The following is a 19272-nucleotide window of genomic DNA, read 5'->3' as shown; positions in this document are numbered from 1 at the left end:
GTGTGCCCGAAAGATAATCATTTGATTTCCAAGGACCTCGCAGCGCCTTTCCGAATCGGACCTGTGTCCGTGCGGAACCGCGTTGTGCTGGCGCCGATGTCCGGCGTCACGGATATGCCCTTCCGCGAGCTTGCCTGGCGCTTCGGCGCCGGCCTCGTCGTCACCGAAATGGTGGCGAGCCGCGAATTGGTCAATGACACGGCCGAATCATGGTCGCGGCTGCGGGCTGCGGGCTTCCGGCCGCATATGGTGCAGCTTGCCGGACGCGAGGCGCACTGGATGGCGGAAGCCGCCAAGATCGCCGCCGATCATGGTGCCGATATCATCGACATCAATATGGGCTGCCCGGCCAAGAAAGTGATCGGCGGTTATTCCGGTTCGGCGCTGATGCGCGATCCCGATCACGCGCTCGGCCTCATCGAGGCGACGGTCAAGGCCGTCGACATTCCGGTGACGCTGAAGATGCGCCTCGGCTGGGATGAGAATTCGATCAATGCGCCCGACATCGCGCGCCGCGCCGAGGCGGCCGGTATCCAGCTTGTGACCATTCACGGGCGTACCCGCATGCAATTCTACGAAGGCCGTGCCGATTGGGACGCGATCCGCGCTGTCCGCGAGGTGATCTCCATACCGCTGATCGCCAATGGCGATGTCGAAACCGCAGGCGACGCGCAGGAAATATTGCGCCGCTCCGGCGCCGATGCCGTCATGATCGGCAGGGGCTGCCAGGGCAGACCGTGGCATGCCGGCGTCATATCAGGTGCGGCCGAGCCGCTGTCGCTTGAAATCGCCGATATCGCCGTCGAGCACTATCGGATGATGCTGGATTTTTACGGCGAAGCGGTGGCGATCCGCCATGCCCGCAAACACCTGGGCTGGTATCTCCAGCGTTTCGCCCCGGATCTCGCCGGCGGCGAAAAGGCTGCGATCATGACCTCGCGCAATCCCAGCGAGGTGGCTGCACGGCTTTACGATGCATTGGCGGCAGGTGTTGTCGACAGCCGGGAGGCGGCATGACGAAGGATATGACATCTCCGACCGATCAGGCCGGCGGAACCACCGTCGCCATGGCCGTGCTGAACGCCATCCAGAACCCCGTTATCATGGTCGACGAATCCGGCTTCGTCGTTTTCGCCAATTGGGAAGCGGAGGCCTTCTTCGGCGCCAGCGCCTCGCATCTGGCGCGGTACCGGATTTCGACGTTCATTCCCTTCGGCAGCCCGTTGCTGGCCTTGATCGATCAGGTGCGCGAGCGCAAGGCGCCGGTCAACGAATATCGCGTCGACCTGAGTTCGCCGCGCCTTGGCCAGGACAAGCTCGTCGATCTCTACGTCGCCCCGGTGCTCAGCGAACCCGGCGCCGTCGTCATCGTCTTTCAGGAACGCTCGATGGCCGATAAGATCGACCGGCAACTGACGCATCGCGCTGCTGCCCGCTCGGTGACCGGCCTCGCCTCGATGCTGGCGCACGAGATCAAGAACCCGCTTTCCGGCATACGCGGCGCTGCCCAGCTGCTCGAGCAGTCTGCGATCGACGACGACCGGGCGCTGACCCGGCTGATCTGCGACGAGACCGATCGCATCGTCTCGCTGGTCGATCGCATGGAAGTCTTTTCCGACGAACGTCCCGTCGACCGAATGCCGGTCAATATCCATTCCGTGCTCGATCATGTGAAGGCGGTCGCCAAGGCGGGTTTTGCCCGCAACATCCGCGTCACCGAGAGCTATGACCCGTCGCTGCCGGCCGTTTATGCCAATCGCGACCAGCTCGTGCAGGTCTTCCTCAATCTGGTGAAGAACGCCGCCGAAGCGGTCGGCGATCGGCCGGACGGCGAGATCATGCTGACGACGGCCTATCGCCCCGGCATCCGTCTGTCGGTCGCCGGCACCCGCGAAAAGATCTCGCTGCCGCTGGAATTCTGCGTCCACGACAATGGTCCCGGCGTTCCCTCCGATCTGTTGCCGCATCTCTTCGACCCGTTCATTACCACCAAGCCGAACGGCAGCGGCCTCGGCCTGGCGCTGGTCGCCAAGATCATCGGCGATCATGGCGGCATTATCGAATGCGACAGCCAGAACAGCCGCACGACATTCCGCGTTCTCATGCCGGCGTCGAAGGACGCCTCGCTCGAAGACGCCACTACCGCAAGCTCGACAGGACCTTCTCGATGACAGCCACGATCCTTGTTGCAGATGATGATGCGGCCATCCGGACCGTGCTCAACCAGGCTTTGAGCCGCGCCGGCTATGACGTCCGCATCACCTCCAACGCCGCTACCCTCTGGCGCTGGATTTCCGCCGGCGAGGGCGATCTTGTTGTCACCGACGTGGTGATGCCCGACGAGAACGCCTTCGACCTGCTGCCGCGCATCAAGAAGGCGCGTCCCGACCTGCCGGTTCTCGTCATGAGCGCGCAGAACACCTTCATGACCGCCATCAAGGCCTCGGAGAAGGGCGCTTACGACTATCTGCCGAAGCCCTTCGACTTGACCGAGCTGATCGGCATTATCGGCCGTGCGCTCGCCGAGCCGAAGCGCAAGCCCGCCAAGCTCGAAGAGGACATGCAGGACGGCATGCCGCTCGTCGGCCGGTCGGCGGCGATGCAGGAAATCTACCGCGTGCTCGCCCGCCTGATGCAGACGGACCTGACGCTGATGATCACCGGCGAATCCGGCACCGGCAAGGAGCTCGTCGCCCGCGCGCTGCATGACTATGGCAAGCGCCGCAACGGTCCCTTCGTCGCCATCAACATGGCGGCGATCCCGCGCGACCTGATCGAATCGGAACTCTTCGGCCACGAGAAGGGCGCCTTTACCGGCGCGCAGACCCGCTCGACCGGCCGCTTCGAGCAGGCCGAAGGCGGCACGCTCTTCCTCGACGAAATCGGCGACATGCCGATGGACGCCCAGACGCGGCTCTTACGCGTCCTGCAGCAGGGCGAATACACCACTGTCGGCGGCCGCACGCCGATCCGCACCGATGTGCGCATCGTCGCCGCCACCAACAAGGACCTGAAGCAGGCGATCAACCAGGGCCTGTTCCGCGAGGATCTCTATTACCGGCTCAATGTCGTGCCGCTGCGCCTGCCGCCGCTGCGCGACCGCGCCGAGGATATTCCCGATCTCGTGCGCCATTTCATCCAGCAGGCCGAAAAGGAAGGCCTCGGCTCCAAGCGCTTCGATCAGGAAGCCCTGGAACTGATGAAGGCCTATGCCTGGCCTGGCAACGTCCGCGAGCTGGAAAACCTCATCCGCCGTCTGATGGCGCTCTATCCGCAGGATGTCATCACCCGCGAGATCATCGACGCCGAGCTGCGCTCCGACGTGCCCGACAGCCCGATCGACAAGGGGCCGATCCGCAGCGGCTCGATGACGATCGCGCAAGCCGTCGAGGAGAATATGCGCACCTACTTCGCCAGCTTCGGCGAAAACCTGCCGCCGCCCGGCCTCTACGACCGCGTGCTGACCGAACTGGAATATCCGCTGATCCTCGCCGCCCTGACGGCGACGCGCGGCAACCAGATCAAGGCCGCCGATCTCCTTGGTCTCAATCGAAATACCTTGCGCAAGAAGATCAGGGAACTTGGCGTGTCGGTCTATAGGAGCTCCCGCACCGCCTGAGCGGGCTCTGGCCGGGCTCCGGGTCGCGAGGACGTTTATGAATGGCTCATCGGCGCACGCTCCGACTGAGTTGGCCTGATGTCGGACATCGCTTCACCAGCATGGTGACCCTGCAACTCAGGCTTCAGATCGACTGCGCGCAAGACTGGCAGAAAGGTGTGTGAGGAACGGCGTCAAGCCTCCTCTCGCTGATCGGCCTGCCGCACTTTACACAAGTGCCAAAGGTTCCGGCTTGTATCCGTTCCAGTGCCGCCTGTACGGCCAGGAGTTCCTTCTGTCCAGCCTCGCCGAGCTCTTCCAGGACTTCATCGTTATTGCGCTCTGTGGCGCGATCATCGTCATCAGGATTCCGAGGCTGCACAAAATCATGTTCGATCGCTTGCAGGCGGGTTTGTAGCTCGCGCCGGCGTTGGTCAAGGATCGCCTTGTGCTTTTCGAGATGCTGCCTCGTTTGCGAGGAGGAATGCTTCTGCATGGACGTTCTCCGGCCGGCCTCATATTCGCGACCGACACCTTGTTTTACTGGGAAGTCTTGCCCTTGACGGGAGCCGCAAACCTAGGCGTGTTGGGCGTCCGTCGCATTGATCCGCATCAAGCTGGCTTTCGGTTGGCCAGTGTCGAGATTTCCTCGGGCGAAGGCCAGCTTGCAGGTGCTGTTTCAGTTTGGCTTTTCGCCGACGGCGTTGAATCGGAAACGGCAGAAGCAGGTCATGGATCCATCCGGACAGTTTCCGTCAATGCGACATGAGCACTGGCAGCAAAGGCTTTTCCAGGACGCCATCGGTTGCCCCGCCCAGGACGAAATCTCGCAACCTCGAGTGTCCAAATCCTCCCATGACCAGCATATCGGCGCTCAGTTCCAGTGCCGTTTGCTGAATGCTCTGACCGATCGACGGCGAAGTAACGCGAGCGGCCGTTGCGCTTGCATTGACGCCGCTCGAAACCAGGATCTCAACAAGGTGCGCTCCGCTTGTCTCCGGCAGCGGCTTTTCGCCCGTCAGCGATAGGACCGTAACCCGCTTGGCCTTGCGAATGAATGGGTTTGCATCGCTGACGGCCCGAGCGGCGGCTCGGCTTCCGTCCCAGGCGATGACCAGATGGTCGATCGGACCCGCCAGGGTCTTGTTGGGGATGATGACGGCCGGTCGGCCGGAGCCGAATATGACCGCTTCGGCGACAATACGAGTGTCGGGAACATCCGCGACACATTCGAGAATGGCCAGATCGAAAAAACGTGCTTCGATGGCTGAGGTCTCGTGCAGCAGCGGCACGGTGGTTTTGACCGTTCGGCAAGATAGTTCGACCTTGGCGTTCGCTGCGAGGTTGGTCGCTGCTGCAATCAGCGTTTCGGCGCGCTCACGGCTCAGGGTCTCGGCATGCTCGATCATCTTTGGAGTATCGAGCAGTAGCGATGACCAGGCGTTTGGAATGTGCGGAATCCCGACCCTCAGCGCGCAGGCATGAAGACTGGCACCGTAGTGCCCGGCAAACGCTACAGCGTTTGAAATGATCAGTCCCGAACTTGAATCGGGATATGTTGATAGCGGGAGAAAATATTGTGCCGACATGTCCTGCTCCATCTCTCGCGGACCGCCACGATTGCAATCATCTATCTCCATTCTTCGCCATTCGGCATTGATGTAACGCAATTGCCCCGGCCAAGTTGATCGTTGTCAAATCCTTGTTGGCCGAGGACCGATATGAAATTGGCTGTGTGATCGCGCGTGCGGCGTTGCTCATGTTCGATGTTGCTGCCCTTCGTTAATGTCGCATCCTGGAGACCCTCATGAGCAGATTGCATTCGGAAAATCACCTCGTCTCCCGCATCGGCTGGCTCCGGGCCGCCGTCCTCGGCGCAAACGATGGGATCGTCTCGACGGCGAGCTTGATGATGGGCGTCGCCACCGCATCCGCCGGAACCTCGCAGATCCTTGTCGCGGGCGCGGCTGGTCTGGTTGCGGGCGCGATGTCCATGGCAGCCGGTGAATACGTGTCGGTGAGCTCGCAGGCCGATACCGAGGAAGCCGATCTCGCGCGGGAACGGACGGAGTTGGAGACGCAGCCCGATGCTGAACTCGATGAGTTGACGCAAATCTACGTTAAACGCGGCCTCAGCCACGATCTGGCCAGGCAGGTCGCGGTCCAACTGACGGCCAATAACGTTCTCGACGCGCATTCGCGTGACGAACTCGGTATCGTTGATCACATGGCAGCCCGGCCCATTGAGGCCGCCTTGACGTCGGCCGTCACCTTCGCGGTGGGAGCTGCATTACCCCTGATGATGGTTGTCCTTTCACCCGCCTGGATGCTGGTCTATGGCGTTGCAGGCGCGTCTTTGGCTTTCCTCGCGCTGCTGGGCGCGATCGGTGCGCAAGCGGGTGGCGCAAATGTCCTGAGAGCCACGACTCGCGTCACCTTCTGGGGCGCCTTCGCGATGGCGCTGACGGCCGGAATCGGAGCGCTGGTTGGCACCGCAGTCTGACCGGACGGGTCAGATGCGAGGATTGGTCTATTTCTCTGCCGCGGCCGTCACCGTATTCTCCGATCCACATACGAAACGGATTCTGTAGCCGGCTCTCCGTTGGGTGGGTTTCAAACGTCCGTCACAACATCCGCAAGCATCGAGCGGACCTTGCCTGCCAGAGAGGTCAGCATTTCGTTGTCGATTGCCTGCATCGACGCGACCGGATCGATGGCGCTGACCATGACATTGCCGCCGTCGACGGCGCGCAGGATGACATTGCACGGCAGCATCGCCCCCACCTTCGGTTCCAGTTTCAGCGCCTCGAACGCCATGCGAGGATTGCAGGCTCCGAGGATGAGGTAATCGTCGATGTCGGCATTGATCCTTTTCTTCATGGTCGCCTTGACATCGATCTCCGTCAGAACCCCGAAACCGTGCTTGATGAGAGCGGATCTCGTTCTGCCGACCGCATCGTCGAAACTGATCGCCCAGAGGGTTCTATCGAGCGTATAGGTCATGAGAAGTCTCCTTTCGGCGGTCGCTTCCCTGCAACGGCCGGCAAATGCCGAGTCTCCGATCACATGTCCTGCATAAAGGCCTGCATTTCCTCAGGCGTAACCTTACCGTCATTGTTCGCGTCGACCGCGTCGAAGACGCGCTTGTGGATTGCGGTCAACTCTTCGAAAGAAACCGCGCCGTCCCCGTCGCTATCTGTGATGGCGAACATGATCTTCATCATATGACCGCGCATTGGTCCCATCATGCGCATTCTTTCGTACATGCCCGGTGGCATCATGTTGCGGCCCATCATGCCTGGCATCATTTCCGTTTCGTCGGCCCCAGGCTTATCCTCCGACGAGGCCGGGTCTGGACTTTTCGTCTGGGCGGACGCGGTGCCGAAAGCGCCGACCGCACCGAGCAAGGCCAGCAGAGTGATCGTTGGCAGTCTGACCATGGACATACTTCGTCTCCTCTTTGAGCACTATCCTCCACGAACTGGAGAGGCGATTGAGAGTAGGATGCATCCCGGCTTCACACATTGCGCTGGATCAAACCACTTGGATGGTTGGTCTAAAGCTGCGTGGCAGATGACCTTTGATCTGGCCGTTCGGAAGGTGATCACCGCGCAAACAGGCCGCATCCGATTCCTGTCGGCTGGTCATGCTTGAGGAAGAGAACGGAGAGACCAAGCTTTTCGGCGAGGGCAAGACCGCACGCTTCGCCGAGAACCATCATTGCCGTCGCCCAGGCGTCGGCGCTCATGCAATCGCAGGCGAGCACGGTCGTTGAGGCAGGCGGATCTCTAAGCGGCATGCCGAGCTGCGGGTCCATAGTGTGCGACAGACGATAGCCGGCGACGTCGATCCAGTGTCGATAGTCGCCGGACGTTGCCACAGCGCAATCCTGTAGCTCGAGCATGGAATGCGCGGCGCGCACTTCCGGGTTTGGCGTCTCGACGGCGACGCTCCAGCCGCGACCGTTGGGCTGAGTGCCGAGCGCTCGCACTTCGCCGTCGATGGCGAAGAGGCCGGCTTCGATACCGTGCTGACGCGCAGCCTTCGACAGCTGATCGACGCCATAGCCCTTGGCGATGCCATTGAGATCGAAGCACATCTCGGAGTGCTTGCGGGCGCGGCCGGCGGCCCTGTCCAGCTCCAGAACATCATGAGCCGGGCTGCGTTTCGCAAGGCGGGCGGTCCTGATCCGGTCCTCGCTTGCCTCCGCCGGACCGAAACCCCATGCGGCGGTGGCATCACCCATGCCGATATCGAAGGCGCCGCCTGAAATGTGGCCGATGGCAAGACCAGTTCCCAGCACGGTGAGCAGCCCGTCGGGGAGGGCAACCCATCCACCGGGCCGGGCGGCGTTCAAGCGGTTCAGGTCGCTTTCAGGCCTCCAGTTGGACATTTGTTTGTCGACTTCCGTCACGGCGTCGATCATCGCCCTGCGGGCGGAAGAGACATCGAAATCCGATGGCATGTGAAAGACGGCGGACCAGCGCGCACCCATGGTCGGACCGTTGATCGTGTAGCGCTTCATCTTAGTAGACGTCCTCGGCATAGCGGCCGTCGGCTTTCAGGCGTGTGAGGTTGAAGCCCTGCGCCGCCAATATGTCGGCGAGCACGGCGGCGACCGCCGCCGCCATATCCCGACTGCCGCAGATGAGAACCTGACCGCCTGCGGCGATCAGTTTGCCGATGCGCTCGGCGTCCTTGCGCAGAATATCCTGCACGTAGGCCGGGCTCGCAGTTCGCGAAAAGGCGGTCGATACCGAGGTCAGCCGGCCATCCTTTTTCCAGTGGGAAAGCTCCTCGGCGTAAAACGCGTCGCTGGTTGGATGGCGAGTTCCGAAATAGAGGTGCATGGCGCGGCCCGCCCGGTTTCGGCGGGCGAAGCCGGCAAGAGGACCGATTCCGGCGCCGGCGCCGATGAGAATGACGGGTTTGCCTCCCCGGGCCGGGCGGAACGAGGGGTTTGGCCTCACGAAGGCCGCAATGGTATCACCGGGTTTCAATGCGATGAGTTGGCTCGAGCAAAGCCCTCCCACTTGCTCGCGGACGCAGATTTCGAGAAAGCCATCCTTGAGACCGGAAGCAAGCGAGTAGAAGCGCGGCAGATCCGAGCCCTGCGGCACGATGCCGACCAGATCTCCCGCCTCGAACCGCGGGAATGCCTTGCCCGCCAGACGCTGCCAGAGCGAAGTCTTCGGCAGGGCAAAGCAGAGGATGGCGGTGGTGGCCTGTATGCTTGCGCCATAGTCGCGGCGGGATATGAGCGGCAATCTCCAGGTCTTCGGAACAGTCGGTTGGTGGTTCAGTTCGAAATCGAGACCAAGCGTCTCGGCCAGGCGCCGTCCCCAGCGGGCGAAATCCTGTGGCGATTGGCGATCTACCGTGTCGAAAGGTATAAGGGAGGCCCAGCCCTTGTCCTTGGCAATTCTCGCAACCTCGGCGGCGAACCCGCAGAAGGCCGGGAAGCTGCGATCCCCGAAACCGAGTACCGCGAGCGGCAGGCCGGCGCTTGCATGCGCTCCCCCGAAGCGCTCGATGAAGCCTTTGGCGGAGGCGGGTGCTGTACCATCGCCATAGGTGGCGGCAAACAGAATCACACGCCGCGCCTTCAACCAGCGGCCCGGCTCGAATTTGGACATCGGGCCGACGTAGACGCGAACGCCCTGTGCGGAAAGAGCGGTCTGCAGCGTATTGGCGAAACCCCAGGTCGTGCCGCTCTCGCTGCCGACAAGCAGGATTGTATCGGCCTCGCTAGCGGCAGCCGAGGCGAGCTTCGGGTCGCGGCGTCCCCTGAGCCAGACCCATAGGCCTGTCCAGCCGAGGACGGGTACCGCAAGCGCGGAGAACCCGAGGATGAGCCCGAGCCAAGCCAGCCCGTGCCCCGTGTGCAGCATCGTGATGAGGCGCGTGACCGTGTCGACCCAACCGGCGTCCGACCAGGCCAGCAGCGCACCGCTGCCTTGGTCGATATAAGCTTCTCCCCTTGCAGTCTTGAGTGTGAAAACATCGGTCGCGTCGCCCGTAGCGGGGAAATTCAACGAGAGCAGATCATCGACCGGCGTCTCTCGAAACAGAGGGACAGAGGTGAGCGCCACGCCGGTATTGCCGCTGACGTCGGCAGGGAAGGCCGGTGCACCGGCGCCTTCCGGCAATACCCCGAAAACAGCAGCCGTCATCCAGAGCGCAGTGAGCGCGGAGAGGAAGAGGCCAGGCAGGGCAAGGCGCGAGACCACGGCATGTAATCGTCCATCACCTGTGCCGCGAACGGATTTCAGAACGAAGCGCCAGCCGCCGGCGCGCCTTGCCGTCAGGAACAGTCCGGAAATTGCAAGGGCAAGCATAGTGGCCGCACCGCCAGCCGCTATGAGCCTTCCGGTATCGTCAAGGAAAAGCGATCGATGGAGATTGATCAACCAGCGCTCCAGCGCCGAGGTTTCGCCACTACCGACCGGCATGCCGGTGGCAGAGTCGGTGACGGCGGAGGCGGGTTGGTCGCCTTCGTAGTAATAGGCGGTGATCTGCCCGGACGGCGCCCGTCTGATCTGTTCCACCGTAGGCTCTGCCGCCCGGACTCGCGCGGCGAGTTCCGCGACGCTGACGCGTTGCGCGGCAGGCATGGTGAGCGCCTCTGCGGCAGGGAAGATAGAGAGTAGGGCGCCGCTCAGCGCGAGGACGGTGAGAAGCGCCGCGGCGATCAGCCCGAACCAGCGGTGGAGCGAGCGGTTCATAACCGGTGTCCTCCTGCTCAACGCGCATAGGTGAAGGCGGCGATGTAGCGCGTACCCTTCACCTTTTGGCCCGAGCCTGCCGATGTCAGCGGCACCACGATCTCGTTCGGGCTGTCGCGCATGTCTTCCACGGCGGAATCGATATGAAGCTGATAGCCGGCATCGAACAGTGTATCGGCAAGATCGACCGTGACCTTGAGTGAGCGGCCTGCACCAACGCTGGCGCCGGTGATACCGTTGATCTGGGTGGTATCGCCGCCGGTGGCGCGGTACCAGCCGCTGAGATGCTCGTAATACCTGGTCTTGCCCCCTGCCATCCAGAGGCTGCCGACATATTTGTTCTGCGCATCGGTCACGTAATAGGCGAGATAGGCGCCATCCCCGCCATAGTTGCGCATGCTGGTGGTGAGGGTCACTTCACGCGCCATGGCAAGGCCGGGAACGGTAAGGGCCGTGGTGACTGCAAGCATGGCAAGAAAGGATTTCATTCTCATCGATATTCTCCTTGGCAGGACTGGCGCTTCAGTTCGTCTGGGCTTGCGGCCTGGAACCAGGTGTGAATAGGCCGTTGTTTGGCGGAGTGGCGTTCAATTGCTGCGCCGCGCTGCCCCGACCGCAGGCCTCGACATCCTCGTCTTCGCAGTCATCGGCGGCATAACGGCCGTCGTCGTCATGCCGGCGCTGCAGTTCTTTCTGGTGATCATCGTCGTCGCTTTCTTGGTAACCGGCCAATACCGTGCCGGCGCTCGTCGTCAGTGGGGGGAAGGGCATGGCTTGACTGCCAAAGGCGGCGAAGAAGCCGATGCTGGCGTATGCGGCCAGAAGAATTTTGCGGTACATCATATGTGATCTCCGGTTGGGCATCTTGCTCGGGAGAGGGGCAGCGATCCGCGCAGCGTTCATCGAGCGGGACGACCTTCCTCTCGTTTCGAGCGTCTCAATCGCGTCCTAAACTGACCGGTACCTGACAAGCGGCGCGACATTGCTTCAGCTTCCCGTAAGCTGGCCGGTGGACTAGGAGATGAGAGAAACGGAAAAAGCGATGCGGGTTCTGCTAATCGAGGACGATACGGCGCTGGGCGCGGCTATTCACGACCAGATCGCCGCCGACGGACATTCCGTCGATTGGGTTAACCGGCTCGACCAGGCAAACGATGCGATCGTTGCCGCTGCCTACGATCTGGTGCTGCTCGATCTGATGCTGCCCGATGGGCTTGGCATTCCCTTCCTGAAGGCGTTGCGCGGGCGGGGTGACGTGACACCTGTCATGATCCTGACCGCGCTCGATCAGGTCTCCGACCGTATTGCCGGATTGAACGCCGGCGCCGACGATTACATGGTGAAGCCCTTCGATCTCGCGGAGCTTTCGGCGCGGATCGGGTCGGTGGCGCGCCGTTATGCCGGCAATCCCAATCCCAACATCACGCTCGGCCCGCTTGCCATCGACCTCGCCGCCAGAAGCATCACGCTGAATGGCAAGGCTGTGGTTCTGACGGCGCGAGAATGGGTCTTGTTTGAGGCCTTCCTGCAACGTCCCGCCCAGCTTCTTTCGAAGGCGCAACTCGAAGAGCGGCTCTATTCCTTCGATAGGGAAATCGACAGCAACGCCATCGAGGTCCACGTCAGCCGGTTGCGCAAGAAGCTCGGCACGCATGTGATCGAGACCGAGCGCGGGCTCGGCTATCGTCTGGGGCGGCCATGAGAATCGGCGCTTCGCTGCAGACGCGCCTGGCGCTCGCCCTCGGCCTTTCGGTGACGCTGCTGTGGCTTGCGGCGGCAGCCGTGACGGCGCACCGCCTAGGCGGGCAGATGGAAGAGGTGTTCGACGATGGGCTGAAGGCCACAGCGCAGCGCATTTTGCCGATTGCCCGGCACGACCTGCGCGAAGGCCATCAAAACCGCGATGCGACTGACCACGACGACAATGTTGAGGACGACGACGGTGATGCACGCCTCGGCCGAGAGGCACGCTACGGCGAAGACGTAAGCTTCATCGTGCGTGATCAAAACGGGCAGGTGCTGCTCGGTTCGAAGGGTGCTGATGCCTCAAGCTTCCCGCCGTTCACGAAGCGAGGCTTTCTTCGAACCGAAACGCACCAGCTCTATTACGATGCGAGCTTCGACGGCAACCTGACAATTGCCGTTGCCGAACCGCTCGACCATCGCACGGAATTGTCACGCAAGATGCTGCTGGGTCTCGTCCTGCCGCTGATCGTCGTGATCCCTCTCAGCCTGCTCGCAATCTATCTCGCGGTGCGCCGCTCCTTGCGCCCGGTGCGCGCACTCAGGCAGGAACTGGCCAATCGCGGCGCGCAGGATTTGTCGCCCGTCACCGACAGTGGCCTGCCAACCGAGCTTCTTCCGATTTCGGCAGGTGTCAACCAGCTTCTCGACCGCCTGACAGCAGCATTCCACGCCGAGCGCGCATTTGCTGCGAATGCCGCGCACGAGCTTCGTACGCCGGTGGCCGGCGCAATCGCGCAGGCGCAACGCATTCGCTCTGAAACCAAGGAAAAGCTGACGAGCCAGCGGGCGACGGAGATCGAGACTACGCTGAAGCGGTTGATGCGCATATCGGAAAAACTGATGCAGCTTGCTCGTGCCGAGGGTGGACGTCTGCAAAGTGACGAGCCTTCCGATCTCAGAACCGTCCTGCAGATGGTCCTTCAGGATTTTGCCCGGGCCGGAGAGGGACGAGTCTCGTTGACAGCGCCGATGGTGCCGGTGCTTTCGATGCTGGATCCGGACGCAGTCGGCATTCTCTGCCGCAATCTGGTTGAGAACGCGCTGAAACACGGAGCGCAAGATGGAAAGGTCGAGGTTTCACTTCAGCGGGGCGGCCTGCTGATCGTTGCCAATGACGGCCCGACGCTGTCCCCCGATGCCATAAACAGACTGATGCAGCGCTTTGAGCGGGGGAATGTCAAAATCGGGGGAAGCGGTGTAGGGCTTGCCATTGTCACGGCCATCGCCGATCGCATCGGAGCCGATGTGAAGATGGTGTCTCCGCGAGTCGCGCGGAGCGAAGGTGTTCAGGTTGAAATAAACCTGCCTGTGGCTCACCCGTGACGCCGGTATGTCCCGCCCTCGCCATTGCGGACGCAGTTTCTGCCGGCTCAACCTCGGTATATCGGCACCTTGCCGCTGGCAAAGCGACGTTAACCCGCCACCGAGATCGAACGCTTCGCCTCGGCTATCGATGGACTCCGGACGATGCGGTACCGTGCCTCTACAAGATTGTAGATTCCGAAAGCCGCCAAGCCAACGGCGACGGCGATGTACAGAAATGACCCGAGCGGAAGCTGGTGGAGCCATTCCAGAGCATCGCCCATGCTGCCGGCCTGTCTGGGATCCACCCGGAAACCTGCATAGGCGAAAAGTATTCCGGTAACCGCGAAGACTACGCCGCGGGCGACCAGGCCGTAAATGCATACGAACGTCACGATACCCTTGTTGTCAGGAACCCGAAGGTAGCGCTCGAACTTCCTGGTGATGCCCTTCAAAGCTGTCACGACGCCGCCGATGACAAAACCTACGCCGACGGCGATCGCAAGGTAGGAACCGAACGGCTGCGACATCATCCATCCCGCCAGGCCCTTCTCACCCGAACCGTCGCTGGCGCCCCCCGGGAAAAGAGCATTTCCAAGGGCATAGCCGGCAACTCCGAGGTAAGTGATGGCACTGCCGAGGAGGGCGGCCCGAATCGCCAATGCTTTTGCGTCCCTCCCGTGGCCGTCTGTATCCGCCAGCGATTGGGCAAGCCTCCAGGCAACAAAACCAAGAAGGCCGAGGCCGATCACTCCGACCCAGACGCGGCCGAGCGGCTGACCAAGGAGCGTCGAAAGCGCCGATTTCGTCTCGGGCCGGCCGCCTGCCACGCCGGAGAAGAGGGCAAGCCCCGCTACAAGCAGAAAGACGATGCCGCGCGCCGCGTAGCCGCCTTTGGCAAGCATATCAAATCGAGATCCTTTGATCATCTGCGGTCCCTGTCTGTCGAAATGCGCGATGTTAACGCGCCAATCTCCCGAAAGTTTGCTGGGGCTGGCAAAGCTTTGCTGGATTGCAGACAACGGCACATCACTGGAATGGACCGGGCGCTCGCGGCCGGGCGTCAGACTGGACGTGGATACCGTCGCAGAACGAGGTGGCGCGGCTTGACAATGTGACGGGGTGCGTTGCATTTTCGCCACAATGCGTTGCTTAAAGGTCACGCAAGGGTTTAGGTATTTCGCTCCCGATCGAGTCGTTGCGCGCTGGCTTTCTGAGCCGGCGTTGCTTGGTTTCGATCGATGGCGAGGGCGGCAGGTGCCGCCTGAAGAGAGGCCGAATGACGCAGGATGGGGTATCGCCGGCGGCGGCGAGCGAGACGGTGACGACGGTGACCGATCGCCGCGCCCTTTTCGCCGTGCCCGGCCTGGTGCTTGCCGGCGGCGCGCTGCTCTGCGCGACGGCGACACTTTTCGTGCTGCTCGGCTTCACGCCGATCGCGCCGACTTCGCATGTCGTCATCACCTCGGTGATCGTCAATTCCTTCTTCGTCCTGACGCTGCTCGCCCTGATCGGCCGCGAGGTGGCACGGTTGCTCAAGGCGCGTACCCGCGGCCGGGCTGCCGCGCGCCTGCATATCCGCATCGTCGTGCTTTTTTCGATCGTCGCGATCACGCCGGCGATCCTCGTCGCCATCTTCGCCAGTATCACGCTGAATGCCGGCCTGGACCGCTGGTTCGCGCTGCGCACCCAGTCGATCGTCAGCTCGTCGCGCAATATCGGCCAGGCCTACATGATGGAGAACGCCAGCTACCTGCAGGGGCAGACGGTTTCCATGGCCAACGACCTGGAGCGCAACCGCGCGCTCTACAGCCTCGACAGGACGGGTTTCGCCGAATTGATGACGCGCCAGGCCAGGGGACGCGGCCTGCTCGGCGCCTTCCTCGTCGAGCGCGACGGTTCCGTGAACGTCCAGGCCGACATCGCCACCGAAAAGCCGCTGCCGGCCATTCCGCAGGATGCGCTGGAAAAGGCCGCTGCCGGCCAGCCGACGCTGATTCCGCCCGGCGTCACCAATCTCGTCGGCGCCATCATCAAGCTCGATGCCATCCAGGGCACCTTTCTCTATACCGTGCGCGCCGTCGATCCCAAGGTCATGGGCGCCATGCGCATGATGGAGGAGAACGCCACCGAATACCGCTCGATGGAGGCCAACCGCTTCTCGCTGCAGGTCGCCTTTGCCGTGCTTTATATCGGATTCGCGCTGATCGTGCTCCTGGCGGCGATCTGGACCGCGATTGCCGTCGCCGACCGCATCGTCCGGCCGATCCGCCTCTTGATCACGGCGGCCGACAGCGTTGCATCGGGCAATATGGATATCGTCGTGCCGGTGCACGCGGTCGATGGCGATGTCGCCAATCTCTCGCGCACCTTCAACAAGATGATCTCGGAAATCCGCACCCAGCGCGATGAGATCCTCGAAGCCAAGGACGAGGTCGACGACCGCCGCCGCTTCATCGAAGCGGTGCTGTCGGGCGTCACCGCCGCCGTCATCGGCGTCGAGCAGGACCGCCGCATCGCCATCGTCAACAGTTCGGCCGAGACGCTAATGTCGCTGTCGGCCGACGAGATGCTCGGAAAGCAGCTGGCCGACATCGCGCCCGAGGTCGATCACGTGCTGAGTGAGGCTGCGGCGCGTCATCGCGGCGATTTCCGCAAGCAGATCGCGCTGGTGCGCGGCGGCACCGTGCGGACGCTGAGCGTGCAGGTCACCCGCGAAGAAGTGCGCGACATGAGCGAATCCTACGTGATCACGCTCGACGACATCACCGATCTCGTCATCGCCCAGCGCTCGACTGCCTGGGGCGACGTCGCAAGGCGCATCGCCCATGAGATCAAGAACCCGCTGACGCCGATCCAGCTGTCCGCCGAGCGCATCCAGCGCCGCTACGGCAAGCAGATCGACCAGGGCGACCGGACCGTCTTCGACCAGTGCACCGATACGATCATCCGCCAGGTCGGCGATATCGGCCGTATGGTCGATGAATTCTCCGCCTTCGCCCGCATGCCGAAGCCGACCAAGGAGCCGGGCGACCTGCGCGATATCTTGCGCGACGCGATCTTCCTGCGCGAGATGGGCAATCATCACGTCACCTTCGCGCAGGATTTCGGCGACCAGCCGCTGGAGGGCCTGTTCGACAGCCGCATGCTCGGCCAGGCTTTCGGCAATCTCATCAAGAATGCCGTCGAAGCAATCGAGGCCGTGCCGAGCGACGAACGGGACGAACGCAAGATTCTCGTCCGCGCCGCACTCGATACCAGCCGCGACCGCTTCACCGTCGACGTGATCGACAATGGCCGCGGCCTGCCGGTGGAGAACCGTCACAGCATTCTGGAGCCCTATATGACGATGCGCGAGAAGGGCACTGGCCTCGGCCTCGCCATCGTCAAGAAGATCATCGAGGAACATGGCGGGCAGCTCGAGCTGCATGATGCGCCCGCCGATTTTGACCGGGGAAGAGGGGCCATGATCCGCGTGCATCTGCCACGCCTGGATCCGTCGCCTGCTGCTCCCGCAGCCAATGACAAGGAAAGCGTTTATGGCCTCTGATATTCTCGTCGTCGATGACGAGCACGATATTCGCGAGATCGTTTCCGGCATTCTCTCGGACGAGGGGCACGAGACGCGCACCGCCCACGACAGCGACAGTGCGCTGGCGGCGATATCAGATCGCGTGCCGCGGCTGATCTTCCTTGATATCTGGATGCAGGGCAGCAAGCTCGACGGCCTGTCGCTGCTCGACGAGATTAAGACCCGCCATCCGGAACTGCCGGTCGTGATGATCTCGGGCCATGGCAACATCGAGACCGCCGTCTCGGCGATCAAGCGCGGCGCCTTCGATTTCATCGAGAAGCCCTTCAAGGCCGACCGGCTGATCCTGATCGCCGAACGCGCGCTGGAGAATTCCAAGCTGAAGCGCGAGGTCTCCGAGCTGAAGCGCCGCACCGGCGATGCGCTGGAGCTGATCGGCACCTCGGTCGCCGTTTCGCAGCTTCGCCAGACGATCGAGAAGGTGTCGCCGACCAACAGCCGCATCATGATCCTCGGCGCCTCGGGCTCCGGCAAGGAGTTGGTGGCGCGGATGATCCACAAGAAGTCGACCCGCGCTAACGGCCCCTTCGTTGCGCTGAACGCCGCCAACATCACGCCCGAACGCATGGAGGTGGCGCTGTTCGGCACCGAGGGCACGCCTGGCCAGGCGCGCAAGATCGGCGCGCTCGAGGAAGCCCATCGCGGCATCCTCTATCTCGACGAAGTCGGCGAAATGCCGCGCGAGACGCAGAACAAGATCCTGCGCGTGCTGGTCGATCAGCAGTTCGAGCGCGTCGGCGGCTCCAAGCGCGTCAAGGTCGATGTCCGCATCATCTCTTCGACCGCCTACAACCTCGAAAGCCGCATCGCCGAAGGCTGGTTCCGCGAGGATCTCTATCATCGCCTCGCCGTCGTGCCGGTGCGGGTGCCGGCGCTTGCCGAGCGGCGCGAGGACATTCCCTTCCTTGTCGACCAGCTGATGCGCCAGATCTCAGAGCAGGCCGGCATTCGTCCGCGCCGCATCGGCGACGACGCCATGGCGGTGCTGCAGGCGCATGATTGGCCGGGCAACATCCGTCAGCTGCGCAACAATATCGAGCGGCTGATGATCCTTGCCCGCACCGACGGGCCGGATGCGCCGATCACCGCCGACATGCTGCCGACCGATCTCGGCGACATGCTGCCGAAGGTTTCCGCCAAGAACGACTATCACATCATGACGCTGCCGTTGCGCGAAGCCCGCGAGATGTTCGAGAAGGATTATCTGATCGCCCAGATCAACCGTTTCGGCGGCAATATCTCGCGCACCGCGGAATTCGTCGGCATGGAGCGTTCGGCGCTGCATCGCAAGCTGAAGTCGCTCGGCGTCTGATCATGCGAAGGCGCGGCGGATGCCGCGCCGCATCCTTCCCATCCTGATTCTTAGAAGACCAGGTTTCCCATGCCGAGAATTGCCTATGTGAATGGCCGCTACGTCAAGCATTCCGATGCCAGCGTCCATATCGAGGACCGCGGTTATCAGTTCGCCGACGGCGTCTACGAGGTCTGCGAGGTCCGACACGGCTACATCGTCGACCTGACGCGCCATCTGAACCGTCTCGACCGGTCGCTCGGCGAATTGCGCATCGCCTGGCCGATGGGCCGGGCGGCGCTGACCCAGGTCATTCGTCAGACGCTGCGCCGCAACCATGTCCGCAACGGGCTTTTCTACATGCAGGTGACGCGCGGTGTCGCCCGCCGCGATCATGTCTTCCCGGCCGAGGGCACGCCGCCGTCGCTTGTCATCACTGCCAAGAGCACAGATCCCAAAATCATTGCTGCCAAGAACGCCAACGGCATCAAGGCGATCACCCTTGCCGACAATCGCTGGGACCGCGTCGACATCAAATCCGTCGGCCTGTTGCCGAATGCCATGGCCCGTCAGCAAGCCAAGGAGGCAGGGGCCCAGGAGGCGATCTATGTCGATGGCGACGGCATGGTGAAGGAAGGGGCGGCGACCAATGTCTGGATCGTCGACCGGGACGGGACGCTGGTGACGCGGCCTGCCGAACACGGAATTCTGCGCGGCATTACCCGCACCACATTGATGGATGTCGCAGCCAAGCTCGGGTTGAAAATCACGGAGCGGAATTTCTCCGTTTCCGAGATGCTCGCAGCCCGCGAGGTCTTCCTGACTGCAGCCACAAGCATTTGTTTTCCGGTCGTTTCCGTCGATGGCCAGCCTATCGCCAATGGTCATCCGGGCAGTGTTTCGCAGAAAGTCCGCGAAGCCTTTTTCGACGTTGCGGAAAAGATTGCGATTTGATACCAAGATTTGCTGGACGGGTGGAATGAGGGTGCTGCCGGTCTTGCATGGTGAGGTTGATTGA

Annotated in this window: 18 protein-coding genes; 9 read left to right on the top strand and 9 right to left on the bottom strand. The window is 62.4% G+C overall.

Annotated elements, in window-relative coordinates; translation table 11 throughout:
- From dusB to ntrC, 3 genes are read left to right on the top strand one after another with little or no spacing between them, the layout of a single operon-like run.
- Positions 1-1017 (top strand): tRNA dihydrouridine synthase DusB, encoded by a 1017-nt coding sequence (dusB, locus tag FHT69_RS07870; protein ID WP_176707382.1) that lies wholly within the window; start codon positions 1-3, stop codon positions 1015-1017.
- A complete protein-coding gene (locus FHT69_RS07865) occupies positions 1014-2171 on the top strand; it encodes a two-component system sensor histidine kinase NtrB (RefSeq protein ID WP_047615002.1) in 1158 nt (385 codons plus the stop codon). The genes dusB and FHT69_RS07865 overlap by 4 nt, the downstream gene beginning before the upstream one ends.
- Positions 2168-3619 (top strand): nitrogen regulation protein NR(I), encoded by a 1452-nt coding sequence (gene ntrC, locus FHT69_RS07860; RefSeq protein ID WP_047615004.1) that lies wholly within the window; start codon positions 2168-2170, stop codon positions 3617-3619. Before FHT69_RS07865 ends, ntrC begins: the two co-directional genes overlap by 4 nt.
- Positions 3620-3743: 124 nt before the next feature.
- On the opposite strand, the gene FHT69_RS07855 is transcribed toward ntrC, so the two are convergent.
- Both FHT69_RS07855 and FHT69_RS07850 read right to left on the bottom strand, forming a co-directional pair.
- A complete protein-coding gene (locus tag FHT69_RS07855) occupies positions 3744-4094 on the bottom strand; it encodes a TraR/DksA family transcriptional regulator (RefSeq protein WP_047615750.1) in 351 nt (116 codons plus the stop codon).
- Between the two features lie 259 nt (positions 4095-4353).
- Positions 4354-5238: a universal stress protein gene (locus tag FHT69_RS07850; RefSeq protein WP_063475521.1), complete on the bottom strand. Its 885-nt coding sequence runs from the start codon at positions 5236-5238 to the stop codon at positions 4354-4356.
- A 167-nt stretch (positions 5239-5405) separates the two neighbouring features.
- Between FHT69_RS07850 and FHT69_RS07845 the strand changes: the two genes are divergently transcribed.
- On the top strand, positions 5406-6101 hold the full coding sequence (locus tag FHT69_RS07845; protein ID WP_183905159.1) for a VIT family protein: 696 nt from the start codon (positions 5406-5408) through the stop codon (positions 6099-6101).
- A 110-nt stretch (positions 6102-6211) separates the two neighbouring features.
- Here FHT69_RS07845 and FHT69_RS07840 read toward each other — a convergent pair whose 3' ends face one another.
- From FHT69_RS07840 to FHT69_RS07815, 6 genes are all read right to left on the bottom strand, one after another.
- Positions 6212-6601, bottom strand: coding sequence for a DUF302 domain-containing protein (locus FHT69_RS07840; protein WP_183905158.1), 390 nt, complete (start codon positions 6599-6601; stop codon positions 6212-6214).
- Between the two features lie 59 nt (positions 6602-6660).
- Complete coding sequence (locus FHT69_RS07835; RefSeq protein ID WP_047615757.1) at positions 6661-7044, bottom strand: membrane protein; 384 nt, start codon at positions 7042-7044, stop codon at positions 6661-6663.
- A gap of 158 nt (positions 7045-7202) precedes the next feature.
- Complete coding sequence (locus tag FHT69_RS07830) at positions 7203-8123, bottom strand: FAD:protein FMN transferase (RefSeq protein ID WP_183905157.1); 921 nt, start codon at positions 8121-8123, stop codon at positions 7203-7205.
- 1 nt (position 8124) lies between these two features.
- A complete protein-coding gene (locus FHT69_RS07825) occupies positions 8125-10323 on the bottom strand; it encodes a PepSY domain-containing protein (protein WP_183905156.1) in 2199 nt (732 codons plus the stop codon).
- Between the two features lie 17 nt (positions 10324-10340).
- A complete protein-coding gene (locus FHT69_RS07820; RefSeq protein ID WP_047615764.1) occupies positions 10341-10811 on the bottom strand; it encodes a DUF2271 domain-containing protein in 471 nt (156 codons plus the stop codon).
- Positions 10812-10845: 34 nt separating this feature from the next.
- Positions 10846-11166, bottom strand: coding sequence for a hypothetical protein (locus FHT69_RS07815; RefSeq protein WP_063475526.1), 321 nt, complete (start codon positions 11164-11166; stop codon positions 10846-10848).
- 199 nt (positions 11167-11365) lie between these two features.
- On the opposite strand from FHT69_RS07815, the gene FHT69_RS07810 reads away from it, so the two are divergent.
- Both FHT69_RS07810 and FHT69_RS07805 read left to right on the top strand, forming a co-directional pair.
- Complete coding sequence (locus FHT69_RS07810) at positions 11366-12025, top strand: response regulator transcription factor (RefSeq protein ID WP_183905155.1); 660 nt, start codon at positions 11366-11368, stop codon at positions 12023-12025.
- 107 nt (positions 12026-12132) lie between these two features.
- Positions 12133-13392, top strand: coding sequence for a sensor histidine kinase (locus FHT69_RS07805; protein ID WP_246780699.1), 1260 nt, complete (start codon positions 12133-12135; stop codon positions 13390-13392).
- Between the two features lie 89 nt (positions 13393-13481).
- On the opposite strand, the gene FHT69_RS07800 is transcribed toward FHT69_RS07805, so the two are convergent.
- Entirely contained in the window at positions 13482-14300 is an 819-nt protein-coding gene (locus FHT69_RS07800) for a DUF1206 domain-containing protein (protein WP_183905380.1), read from the bottom strand.
- Between the two features lie 350 nt (positions 14301-14650).
- Here FHT69_RS07800 and FHT69_RS07795 point away from each other — a divergent pair, with 350 nt between their 5' ends.
- From FHT69_RS07795 to FHT69_RS07785, 3 genes are all read left to right on the top strand, one after another.
- Positions 14651-16921 carry a PAS domain-containing sensor histidine kinase gene (locus FHT69_RS07795; protein ID WP_183905154.1) on the top strand — a complete coding sequence of 757 codons (2271 nt, stop codon included), beginning with the start codon at positions 14651-14653 and terminating at the stop codon, positions 16919-16921.
- On the top strand, positions 16911-18275 hold the full coding sequence (locus FHT69_RS07790) for a sigma-54-dependent transcriptional regulator (protein ID WP_047615027.1): 1365 nt from the start codon (positions 16911-16913) through the stop codon (positions 18273-18275). The genes FHT69_RS07795 and FHT69_RS07790 overlap by 11 nt, the downstream gene beginning before the upstream one ends.
- A gap of 69 nt (positions 18276-18344) precedes the next feature.
- Positions 18345-19208 (top strand): D-amino-acid transaminase, encoded by an 864-nt coding sequence (locus tag FHT69_RS07785; RefSeq protein ID WP_047615029.1) that lies wholly within the window; start codon positions 18345-18347, stop codon positions 19206-19208.
- The last annotated feature ends 64 nt before the right edge of the window (positions 19209-19272 follow it).

The sequence above is a fragment of the Rhizobium sp. BK008 genome (assembly GCF_014197345.1).
GTDB lineage: Bacteria > Pseudomonadota > Alphaproteobacteria > Rhizobiales > Rhizobiaceae > Rhizobium > Rhizobium anhuiense.
The sequence above is the reverse complement of the archived record's forward strand: the minus strand, read 5'-3'. Positions and strand labels throughout refer to the sequence as shown.